General features: G+C 55.5%; 8 protein-coding genes, 1 tRNA gene and 1 pseudogene. 3 read left to right on the top strand and 7 right to left on the bottom strand.

Translation table 11 applies throughout. The annotated features are described in order from the left end of the window. Positions 1–259: pseudogene (locus tag ACTTKG_RS06130) on the top strand (hypothetical protein); the annotation flags it as partial. 397 nt (positions 260–656) lie between these two features. On the opposite strand, the gene ACTTKG_RS06125 reads toward ACTTKG_RS06130, so the two are convergent. Beyond that, positions 657–744, bottom strand: a tRNA-Ser gene (locus ACTTKG_RS06125). 256 nt (positions 745–1,000) lie between these two features. On the opposite strand from ACTTKG_RS06125, the gene thrS reads away from it, so the two are divergent. After that, a complete protein-coding gene (thrS, locus tag ACTTKG_RS06120) occupies positions 1,001–2,782 on the top strand; it encodes a threonine--tRNA ligase (protein ID WP_442673364.1) in 1,782 nt (593 codons plus the stop codon). Between the two features lie 228 nt (positions 2,783–3,010). On the opposite strand, the gene ACTTKG_RS06115 is transcribed toward thrS, so the two are convergent. From ACTTKG_RS06115 to ACTTKG_RS06090, 6 genes are all read right to left on the bottom strand, one after another. Continuing rightward, entirely contained in the window at positions 3,011–3,286 is a 276-nt protein-coding gene (locus ACTTKG_RS06115; protein ID WP_442673363.1) for a metal-sensing transcriptional repressor, read from the bottom strand. Positions 3,287–3,298: 12 nt separating this feature from the next. After that, positions 3,299–4,252, bottom strand: coding sequence for a D-2-hydroxyacid dehydrogenase (locus ACTTKG_RS06110; protein WP_442673362.1), 954 nt, complete (start codon positions 4,250–4,252; stop codon positions 3,299–3,301). Positions 4,253–4,402: 150 nt separating this feature from the next. Then, entirely contained in the window at positions 4,403–6,286 is a 1,884-nt protein-coding gene (locus tag ACTTKG_RS06105; protein ID WP_442673361.1) for a heavy metal translocating P-type ATPase, read from the bottom strand. A gap of 125 nt (positions 6,287–6,411) precedes the next feature. Next, positions 6,412–6,630, bottom strand: coding sequence for a cation transporter (locus ACTTKG_RS06100; RefSeq protein ID WP_442673360.1), 219 nt, complete (start codon positions 6,628–6,630; stop codon positions 6,412–6,414). Between the two features lie 193 nt (positions 6,631–6,823). Continuing rightward, positions 6,824–8,113 (bottom strand): PepSY-associated TM helix domain-containing protein, encoded by a 1,290-nt coding sequence (locus ACTTKG_RS06095; RefSeq protein WP_442673359.1) that lies wholly within the window; start codon positions 8,111–8,113, stop codon positions 6,824–6,826. Between the two features lie 49 nt (positions 8,114–8,162). Beyond that, positions 8,163–10,295, bottom strand: a complete 2,133-nt coding sequence (locus tag ACTTKG_RS06090) for a TonB-dependent receptor (RefSeq protein ID WP_442673358.1) — start codon at positions 10,293–10,295, stop codon at positions 8,163–8,165. 434 nt (positions 10,296–10,729) lie between these two features. Between ACTTKG_RS06090 and ACTTKG_RS06085 the strand changes: the two genes are divergently transcribed. Then, the coding region (locus tag ACTTKG_RS06085) for a TonB-dependent receptor plug domain-containing protein (RefSeq protein ID WP_442673357.1) at positions 10,730–11,213 on the top strand (484 nt) is incomplete at its 3' end.

The raw sequence follows: 11,213 nt of genomic DNA, 5'->3' as shown, positions 1-11,213 counted from the left end.
CAGTGATGTGCTTGCTGAGCGCGCGCTTTTTTTCAAAGAAGATGAAAAGGGGGTAACAGCTATGTGCAGGGTAATGGAAGAACTGTATAACGAAGGTGTTGCGGAAGGAACTATGCAAGGAGAGGTGCGCGGTGCAGAGACAGAACGCCTGAAAAACATCAAGAGCCTGATCCAGCGCATGGGAATCTCCGCCGAAGCCGCGATGGACGCGCTGAGTATTGCAAAAGACGAGCAGTCCAAGTACCTGGCACTCCTATAACGGAGAAAGGTGCATCACGTTTCTCCGAAAAGTGATGCACTGTCCACCAGAGTATTGTCCCCTCGTCCCGCCTGTCCATGCAAATAACAGGGTATGGATACCACCACAAACACGGGTATTCTGCAAAAAAGGCATCGGACAAGGGACAAAAGAGAGCTTTTCGTCCGCTGAGAAGGAAATCAAACAGACCCTTCCAAGAGTTCAAAAGTGATGCACGAACGAATCTGAGGATGCTGCACGGCATCCTCTTTTTCTATGTCGTAGTCGCAAATTTTACAGCATCAAAAAACGAGTTCAAAATCTCTAGTGCCCAAAATGTGCCCAAAATCCTATTTTTCGCCCCAAAATGGACACAGAAAAGGCTTCGTGGAAATCTCCACGAAGCCTTATTTTTCAATGGCGGAGAGGGTGGGATTCGAACCCACGGTACATTGCTGCACACTTGATTTCGAGTCAAGCACCTTCGACCACTCGGACACCTCTCCTCAAAGGTACTTCGCTAGTGTATCATATCTCTTGCTGCTTGTAAAGGGTGCATCGCACATTTCTTGGCGATCAGCGCATTTGGAAACTGTCCGCTTGGCTGTTGCAATTAAGCAAGCTGTCCGAATTCCTTTGATATTCGAGCGCGCCGTGACAAATTTATCGTTTTGCACTATAATAATAGAAGAAACTGTGCAAGGCGCCGTTCGCTTTTCTGCGCATAGCGATTGTACAAATGTCCAATAAAGGGGAAACATCATGGATAAAGAACAATTTCTGCACGTCTACCGCCATTCGTTGGCACATGTGCTTGCAAAGGCTGTCATCGAAGTTTTCGGCAAGGAGACGCAGTACGCCATCGGGCCGGAGATCGCCGACGGCTTCTACTACGACTTTCTCTTGCCGCGTGCGGCGACGAACGACGACCTCAAGACCATCGAAGAGAAGATGAAGGAGATCTTGAAGCGCAAGGAAGATTGGAAGCGCGAGGAGATTTCCAAGAAGGACGCGCTCGCACTCTTTTCCGATCAGAAGTTCAAGGTCGAGCTCATCGAGGATCTGCCCGACGGCGAGATCTTGACGACGTACCGCACGGGCGATGACTTCGTCGACCTCTGCCGCGGGCCGCACGTCGAGAACTCCGCCGCGCTGTTGTCTGCCGCATGGCAGCTTCGCTCGATGTCCGGCTCTTACTGGCGCGGCGACGAGAAGCGCGATCAGCTCACGCGCATCTATGCCTACGCTTTCCCGACGAAGGAGGAGCTGAAGGCGCACCTCGCTTTCATCAAGGATGCGCAGGAGCGCGACCACAAGAAGATCGGACCGCAGCTCGACCTCTTCATGTTTGACGAGACGGCGCCCGGTATGCCCTACTGGCTGCCGCGCGGCTGGAAGCTCTTCAACGCACTGTTGGAGTTCTGGCGCGGCATTCACGAGGCGCACGGCTATCAGGAAGTTTCCGCGCCCGTCATCAACAACAAGCGCCTCTGGGTCACGAGCGGTCATTGGGCGCATTACAAGGAAAATATGTTCCTGATTCCCGGTGCGGACGGCGATATCGAAGCGGACGACACGTTTGCGATCAAGCCGATGAACTGCCCGAACGCCATCAAGATCTACCAGCGCAAGACGCGCTCCTACCGCGATCTGCCGATTCGCTACAACACGGTCGACGTCATCCACCGCAAGGAGAAGTCGGGTGAGCTCAATGGTCTCTTCCGCGTGCAGCTCTTCCGTCAGGACGACGACCACACCTTCCTCATGGAAGACCAGATCGCCGCTGAGATGGGCGACATCATGGACATCGCCGACGAGATCTATTCGACGCTCGGCATGAGCTGTAAGGCGGAGCTTTCGACGCGCCCCGACGATTTTATGGGCGACATCGAGACGTGGGATATCGCCGAGAAGGAGCTCAAGGCGATCCTCGACCGCAAGTACGGCGAGGGCAATTACGAGGTCAACGAGGGCGACGGCGCTTTCTACGGCCCGAAGATCGACCTCAAGATGAAGGACGCGCTCGGCCGCGAGTGGCAGGTCGGCACCTTGCAGCTCGATTTCCAGCTGCCGCAGAACTTCGACCTCAAGTACATCGCCAAGGACGGCAGCCACAAGCAGCCCGTCGTGCTGCACCGCGCGATCTTCGGCTCGATGGAGCGCTTCATCGGCGTCCTCATTGAGAACTTCAAGGGCGCGTTCCCCTTCTGGCTCAGTCCCGTGCAGGTCGGCATCGTGCCGATCCGCCCCGAGCACAACGACTACGCGAAGATGGTCGCGCAAAAGCTCTTCAAGAGCCGCATCCGTTTCGAGGTCGATTATGCCGACAAGAACATGCGCGAGAAAATCAAGGGCTTCAAGCACTACAAGGATCCCTATATCCTCGTGCTCGGCGATAAGGAGGCTGCGGAAAACACCGTATCCATCAACGTGCGCGGTACGAACGAACAGCTCAAAGACGTGCCGCTCGATACCTTCATCGAGATGTGCCGTACGATGAACGAAGAGCGCAGTCTGGAGCTTATGACGAAGGTTCCCGAGTAATAAACTTTCAGGATATATGTTCAGCCGTCACGCAAAGAGGCATGATGCGCTTTCTAGCCCGTTTTCTGCGATGGCACTATCGTACATATCTCCTCACGCCTTACAGAAGCCTAGCCAATCGGTCGCTACCTTTGGCTTGACCTCTTGGGGCTTTACCGTAATGTTTGGTCTATCATAAGTAAAGGCTTCCGAGCTTGTCGCTCGGAAGCCTTTTTGACTGAGGTTTTATCATCCCATATTGGCAAAGCGTTCGACTGCTTTGGTGAAGCTCTCTACGGTCTTTTCCGCGTCGCCGTGCGCGATGCCGTCTTTGACACAGTGCTGGATATGTCCTTCGAGAACGACTTGACCGCATTTGTGCAGAGCGGCTTTTGCCGCATTGATCTGCGAGAGAAGGTCTTCACAAGGGATGTCCTTCTCGATCATGCGGTCGATGGCCTCGACTTGTCCGCGAATTTTCCGCAGTCTGCGGTGCAGGTTCTTCATGTCCATACATTGACGCATCGGAATCCCTCCTCAATGCTTGTAGCCCGTATTGCGATCCACGAGATTTTCGAGCGATACGCCATGCAGGAAAGCGCTGAGATTTCTCGCGGCGATCTGCACGATCTTGTCCTGTGTTGCGCTCAAGTGATCGTCGCCGGAGATGTGCGGCGTGATGTAGACGTTTGGCGTGCGCCAAAGCGGGTGATCGGCAGGCAAAGGCTCGGGGTCGGTGACGTCGAGCGCCGCGCCTGCGAGACGTCCCGCCTGCACTGCCTCGATGAGGTCGTCGGTGACGACGGCGCTGCCGCGTCCGATGTTCAGGAAGTAGGCGCCTTTCTTCATCGCAACGAATCGCTCCTTGCAGAAAAGCCCTGTCGTCTCGCTCGTCCCCGGCAAGACGGACACGACGACGTCGGCGCGTGCAAGGAGTGCGGGAAGCTCTGCCATCGTGCCAAGCTCGTCGATGCCGACAGGCTTCGCTCCGGCGCGGCGGCGCACACCGATGACGTAAGCGCCGAGCGCTTTGACGCGACGGGCGAACGCGCGTCCGATGTCGCCGATGCCAAGAATCAGCACGGTCGCATCCTCGATCGAGGCGACGGCGCCCTCATCGCGCCAAAGCCCCGCTTTTTGGTTGTCATAGTAGGGATAGAGCTTCTTCATCATCGCAAGAAGCTGCGCGAGAAGATGCTCAGAGAGCGCAAGACCATAAGCGCCCGTCGCGTTCGTCAAGAGGACGTCATCCTTCAACAACCCGTCTTTACAGTAGATGTCCGCCCCAGCCGTGTTGAGCTGCAGCCAGCGCAGTTTCTTTGCCGCAGGCAAAAGTTCTGTCGGCACGTTGCCAATGATGGCATCGACGTCGGCGAGGTCGCTTTCTGTCACTTGATCGGTAGGAAGGAAGCGAAGCTCAGCGTCTGCCGCGCTCTTTTGCAGCCACTTTTTATGATGATTTTTTACTTTTAGGACAACGAGAATTTTCATAGCAGTCTCCTTTGCCGCAGTTCAACGGGTATGCTTAGAAAGCACGGAATACATCCGTGCTTTCTTTATTATATCATATACTGTAAAGGAATCGCTGATAAAATGAAGCCCGTCGGATTCTCGCGGCGCGGTGCAGCGATGAGATGCCGTCTACAGGCGGCGCACGAAGAGCGCACGCAGGGCATTCAGGACGGCGAGCACCATGACGCCGACGTCGGCGAAGATGGCGAACCACATGTTTGCGATGCCGACGGCGCCGAGCACGAGGCACAGGAGTTTGATGCCGATGGCAAAGACGATGTTCTGATGCACGATCGTCATGCACTTTCTGGCGATGCGAATCGCTTTCGGCAGCTTCTGCGGATCGTCGTCCATCAAGACGACATCGGCGGCTTCGATGGCAGCGTCGGAACCCATCGCGCCCATAGCGATGCCGATGTCGGCGCGGCTCAGGACGGGCGCGTCGTTGATGCCGTCGCCGACGAATGCGAGCTTCTTCGCCGACGATTTTTCATCCAACAGCCGCTCGACTTCTCGCACTTTGTCCGCAGGCAGAAGCTCGCTCTTGACCTCGTCGATGCCAAGAGCGGCTGCGACCTTTTCGGCAGCCGTACGCGCATCGCCCGTGAGCATGACCGTGCGCTTTACGCCCGCTTGGTGCAGACCTTCGATGGCGGCTTTCGATGTGGGCTTGACCGCGTCGGCGATGACGATGTGACCGGCATATTCGCCCGCGATCGCCATCTGTACGATCGTACCCGGATGACTGCATGGACGGTACTCGATGCCGAGCCGCTCCATGAGTTTGCCGTTGCCGGCGGCGACTTCGATGCCGTCGACCTTTGCCGTCACGCCAAAGCCGCTGAGTTCTTGCATGTCCGTGACGCGCGAACGGTCGATTTCCTTGCCGTAAGCCTCTTTAAGACTGCGGCTGATCGGATGCGAGGAAGCGCTTTCGGCGAGTGCGGCAAGCTCCAGAAGTCTTTTGTCTTCCATCGTGCCGTGGTGCACGGCATTGACCTCGAATACGCCGCGCGTCAGCGTGCCTGTCTTGTCAAAGACGACCGTATCGATCTCGGCAAGCATTTCGAGATAATTCGCTCCCTTGACGAGCACGCCTTCGCGGCTTGCGCCGCCGATGCCTGCAAAGAAGCTCAGGGGAACGCTGACGACGAGCGCACATGGGCAGCTCATGACGAGGAAAATCAAGGCGCGATAGATCCAAATTCCCCAATCGGGTGAAAGATCGAGCGCGGCAAGGCGCACGACAGGCGGCACGATGGCGAGCAGAATCGCCGCTGCGACGACGATCGGCGTGTAAATGCGGGCAAAACGCGCGATGAATGTCTCCGAGCGCGACTTGCGTGAGCCGGCGTCCTCGACAAGTTCCAAGATCTTTGACGCCGTCGATTCGTCGAACTCCTTCGTCGTGCGAATCTTCAAGACGCCTGTGAGATTGATGCAGCCGCTGACGACCGTATGCCCCTTCTCCACATCGCGCGGCAGGCTCTCGCCCGTCAGCGCGCTTGTGTTGAGCGTCGATGCACCCTCGGTGATGATGCCGTCGAGCGGGATTTTCTCGCCTGGCTGCACGATGATCTCTGTGCCGATCTCGACCTCATCGGGATCGACGCGGCATAGCTTGCCGTTATCCTCCACGTTGGCGTAGTCGGGGCGAATGTCCATAAGCTCGCCGATGTTTCGGCGGCTCCTGCCGACGGCATAGCTTTGGAACCATTCGCCGACTTGGTAGAAGAGCATGACGGCGATGCCCTCGACGTAGTCGCCGTCCTCGTAGACGGCAAGCCCCATCGCGCCGATTGTCGCAATCGACATCAGAAGGTTTTCATCAAGCGGACGGCGGTTCCATACGCCTTTCGCCGCTTTGACGAGGATGTCATAGCCGATGATGAGGTATGGCACGACGTAAAAGAAAAAGCGCGGCAAACCTTCGACGGGCAGCCAATTCATGACGATCATCAAAGATGCCGCCAGAAGTATGCGGATGAGATTTCTTTTTTGCTTCTTGTTCAAGAGAACACCTGCTTTCCGGCGGCGTGATACGAAACGGACGGTTAGGAAACTTCTTTAAGGATTCACGGATAAATGCAGCAGCCCCTCTTCACACATTCGGGCGGCTTCCTTTTATCCGCGATTCCTTAAAATATAATATTGCAGTCGCTCTCGACCTTGCGGCAAGCTGACAGAACGCGCGGCATGACTTCGGCGGGATCGCTGCCGTCGGCAAACTCGACCTTCATCTTCAGCGCCATGAAATTCACTGTCGCGTCCTTCACGCCCTCGACCTTCTTCGCGGCGTCTTCCATCATCTGTGCGCAGTTCGCGCAGTCCACTTCGATCTTGTAGCTCTTTTTCATGGGGGTTCCTCCTTTTGATTAAGTGATTGTTTAATCGTTATAGATTTATTATAGTAAGGAATTTCCCCGTTGTCAAGAGGAAAATGAAAAATATGCACCGAAACCGACGCCAAAGAAAAACGGCAGCTTCGCCCGAAGACGAAACTGCCGTTTTGCCGTCCCATGCAAACGCCGAAAGAACGAGGAGCGTCGGCTACCGCCTGCCGCGCCGCCACAGGGCGAAAGCATAGGCGAGGAGGATGAGCCACGCAGCCGAGCCGATCATGTTGCCTGCGAAGGTGTCGCCGAGCGGCGCGGTCATGCCGATGAGGGAAAGCGCGGCGAAAGACAGCGGCTCCTTCCACGGCACAGATCTTGTTCCGACGTGAGCATCGAACACGGGCGGCCGCTCCTTACTGCGGCGGCTGCGCTGCAGCCATCCGAGAAAGCCCGTGACGATGACGGCAGCGCATAAGAGATCGAGAAGCGCCCAGACGATCTTCAAGAACATCGTCGCATGGTTATGCAGGTGCAGGTCGCGCACGGCATCGCAAACGACGAGCCAGCGCGGCAGCGGCTTCGTGAAATGCTCGATGTCGCCGTCCTCACCGCGCAGCAAATAGACGTCCTGCCCGCGAAACATCTGCGGTCTTGCAGCATCCGCCAAGGTCAGTACGGCAGGTGAAGCGGCATCAGCCGCCTCAAGGCGCAGAAGCTCCTGCGCAGGAAAATGCTCCTCGGCGTAAGCCAGCATCTCGGTGAGGGTGATCGCAGGAGGTGCGCTCGTACGCTGCGGCACGCTTTTTGCCGCGTCGCCGGCATAGCTGCCATAGCCGAGAATATAGGCGGCTATGGCGACGCCGCTCAAGGTCAAAAGCCCCGCCCAGACCGCAGTGAGGACGCCGAGGAAGATATGCCAGTCAAAGAAGCTGCCTGCGGATGCACCGCCGCGCATACCGCCGAAAAGCCGCCGCTTCATGAAAGACGGATAGAGCAGCGCGCCGCCTGCAAGCGACAGAAAGCTCAAAAAGCACATGACACCGAGGAAGATCATGCCGCCCTCGCCCAAGGCAAGGCGTATATGCAGATCGTGCATCCAGCCCATGAACGAAGCGAGTGCAGGCGACTTGACGGCGCCGCTCGACCAAGGTACGAGCGCATCATCCTGCGGCGCATACGCATAAGACAAAGCCGATGCACCGCGTCCGCCGTGCGCCCCTTCGGTGCGCGTGAGCCGATAGATGAGCAGCCCGCGCTCGGGATAAACAGCGATCGACTGCACTTTGCGCTCAGGCTGCTCTCGCTCGATGCGGGAAATTCCTGCCGCCGCTCCCGCCCAGAGCACGCGAGGTGACGCCTCGCCAAAATCGGGACGCGGCTCCAGTGCATTCCAACGCGCGGCGTCGCCGTTAAAGAGCAGCGGCAGTCCTGTCAGGACGAGCAGCAGGAAAAAGACGGCGCAGACGGCGCTGATCCAGCGATGCAGACGATAGATGAGTCTCATGGGATCCTTTCTTTTGCGTTAAGGAAACGGCTGTGTATATCCGCAGTTTTTAGAAAGCGTACGAAGCGCCGAGCGTGTATGTGCGTCCGCTTGTCGCTTCATAGGCGTAAAAATTGCGATCAAAAAGATTGCGCACAGCAAGCTGCAGCTTGAGATTTTTATCAACATTGTAGTTGAGATAGAGGTTCGTGAGGAAGAAGCTGTCCTCCGAGCCATATTCCCCTGTGATCGAGTCAACACTTTGACGCGCACCTACATACTGCGCATCGAGAACGCCGTTGAAATTGCCATGCGTGTAGTCAACGCCGAAATTCAGCATGTGCTTGGGAATATCCCAGTTGCGCTCTGTAACGCCGCCGTAGGTGAGTTCTCCTGATTCAAACGTATAGTTGAGGTAGGTTCGCCAATCGCGGCTCAGGCGATGTTTGACTTCAAGTTCCATTCCTTTGACCATAGCGGAGTTCATATTGTAGTAGGCTTTGACACCGCCAAGCGTCGCCAGCGCGATCTTGTCGTCGGTGGCAACACGGAAGAGCGTAACGCCATAGGATGTATTTTTATTGATCTTCTGTTTGACGCCAAGCTCATACGTCGTCGAAGTTTCCGGCGTCAGTTCAGGATTTGCCTGTACCGAGGACATCTTGTCGCCGGCGCGGCGGTAGAGCTTATAGATGGACGGCGGATTGAAGGATTTGCCGAAGCTCAGGAATACGAGCGTATCTTTTTGCGGCTCATAGCTTATCGCCAACTTAGGGCTCCAAGCAGAAAATGTCCGATCTTCATAATCCTTGCGCACGTTTTTCACATAGGAATAGCCGTCCTGCTTGTTAAATTTATCATAGCGCAAGCCAAGCTGCAGTTTCCAGCGTGCATCAAGCGCAAGTTCATCCTGTACGAAGAGCGCTGTCGAGATGATGGAACCGCCGCTTTGCATCGTTGGTGCGCCGACGACCGAACGCCAATCCATCCAGTTTGACAAACGATACGAGCGGTAGCGCATCGTATCCTTCATCCATGCAGCGCCCGCGAGCAGCGTGTTGTTCCTGATCTGCCACTTTTTCTGAAGATCCACATTATAATTCTGGTTCGGATATTCCGTCCTGCCGCCTGCGCCCGTCCAGTTGATGCTTGTCGCATCCCCCGTCGAAGAGTAGCCGTCTTTGTACGTGTCGCTGTAGCCGACGCCCACCTTGAAATCATTTTTTGCATCTTCGTAACGCAGCTTATGGATGTCCTGTCCGCGCTCACCGTTGTAGCCGAGATAGTCCGACGGATCCACCTCAATATACCGTTTGGGAGACAGGCGCAGAATGCCGCTGAAAGCCGGCGTCCCGTCCGGATTCTTGAGGTAGGTGAACGGATCGTGGTAAGAGTAGCGGTAGGAATTGTGCATATAGGTATAGTCGAGGGAGCGCTCCGCATCAAAGGCATACTTCAGATCGAGGAAAGTGTTCTCGCTCTTTTTATCCTTAGCGCCGCGGCTGCCGATGATATATCTGCCGTTGGCAGCTTGGGGAAGATCGCCCGTGACGGTTCCCGCTTTGTTTCCCGAAGAAACTCTCGGCGTGACGAAATAGCCCGCCCAGCCGTCCGAGGTGCGCTTTTCATAGCCGAGGCGGAAGGACACGCGTCCCTCGCTTCCTGACACTTGGACGCCGCGCTTCCATGTATTGTTGCTGCCGTAAGAAAGATTCGCCTCTCCATGAATCCCCGGCTTTTCTTTGTCTTTCGTGATGATGTTGATCACGCCGGCGACGGCGTGCCCGCCGTAGAGCGAGGAGCCTGCGCCGCGCACGATCTCGACGCGCTCGATGTTGTCGAGAGGGATGGAATCCCAGTTGACGCCGCCATCGAAGGAGTTGTTGAGCTGCTGTCCATTATACATGACGAGGATATTCGTGCCGCCGAAACCGCGCAGGCTCAAGCCGTCTTTTACGTCCGCCGTCGGCGAGACGTAGATGCCCGCTTCCCTTTCCAGCGCTTCGCGCAGGCTGAATACATGACGCTTTTCCAGATCCTTCGCCGTGATGACGGTGACGTTTGCCGGAACTTTATTGACAGGCTCGGAGATTCTCGTCGCGGTGACGGTCGTCTCACCGAGATCGTGCCCCCCCCCCAGTGGACAAGTTTTCTGCAGCGACTGCGGTGTTCGCGTCCGCTTCGGCGCTCTTTTCCGCTGCATAAACGGGAGCTGCTCCTGCGATGGAACAGACGACGGCGAGGGTCAGACATTTTTTCTTCCAAGGATGCATATTGCAGACCTTCCTTTCTTTTTCGTGCAGGAAATCCATGTCATCATATTAAAAACATATCGTTTGATAACTTCTTTTGCAAGGATACCATGCTCTATAGGCATTGTCAATCAAGAAAGTTGTAGGGAATATTATCAATATTGACACTCGTTATCTTTAATGATAAAATTCCAAGGAATCATTCATAATATTTGTAATTATAAATGATTCTTCAAATTTTGTTTCACAAATATCATAAAGTTTCTGGAGGGGAACGACGATGAAGATGAGAGTTAAAAGAACACCGTATGCAGCAGCGCTCTTTGTATGCAGCTTATATACATGGGGGGGTATAGGAGTCCCGCCTGCAGAGGCTGCGGACGCCGTGGAAAAGAAGCAGGCAGAACCGGAGAAAACAATTAAGCTGGCGGATACATACGTGCGTCCCGACTATGTGGAGATCGAAAAGCTGCGCGACACGAAGCAAATCATTGTCATCACGAAGAAAGTGATCGAGGAAAAAGGTTATAAGACGATTTCTGACATCTTAAAGGACCAGCCGAGCATCAGCGTCGGGGCGTCGGGCTGGGGCGATATCGATATTCGCGGACAGGGCGATCAGTCCGCGCGCAACCTGCAAGTTTTGATTGATGGTGCGCCCGTGACGACGATGACGAATCATCCGCTGCAGAATAACTATGACTACGTACCTGTCGAACAGATTGAAAAAATTGAAATCATTCCGGGCGGCGGCTCTGTCCTCTATGGCAGCGGCGCGGCGGGCGGCATCATCAACATCACGACGAACCTCAGAAGCATGAACAAGCCGCAGCGCACGCTCACGACGGAATGGAATTCGGACGGCTATC

It is taken from the genome of Selenomonas sp. (genome assembly GCF_052169755.1).
Taxonomy (GTDB): Bacteria; Bacillota; Negativicutes; order Selenomonadales; family Selenomonadaceae; genus Selenomonas.
The sequence above is the reverse complement of the archived record's forward strand: the minus strand, read 5'-3'. Positions and strand labels throughout refer to the sequence as shown.

Bases quoted from the DNA above. Each gene is read 5' to 3' on its own strand.
- thrS (WP_442673364.1), top strand. From the start codon at position 1,001: ATGGATAAAGAACAATTTCTGCACGTCTACCGCCATTCGTTGGCACAT.
- ACTTKG_RS06115 (WP_442673363.1), bottom strand. From the start codon at position 3,286: ATGCGTCAATGTATGGACATGAAGAACCTGCACCGCAGACTGCGGAAA.
- ACTTKG_RS06110 (WP_442673362.1), bottom strand. From the start codon at position 4,252: ATGAAAATTCTCGTTGTCCTAAAAGTAAAAAATCATCATAAAAAGTGG.
- ACTTKG_RS06100 (WP_442673360.1), bottom strand. From the start codon at position 6,630: ATGAAAAAGAGCTACAAGATCGAAGTGGACTGCGCGAACTGCGCACAG.
- ACTTKG_RS06095 (WP_442673359.1), bottom strand. From the start codon at position 8,113: ATGAGACTCATCTATCGTCTGCATCGCTGGATCAGCGCCGTCTGCGCC.
- ACTTKG_RS06090 (WP_442673358.1), bottom strand. From the start codon at position 10,295: ATGCAGCGGAAAAGAGCGCCGAAGCGGACGCGAACACCGCAGTCGCTG.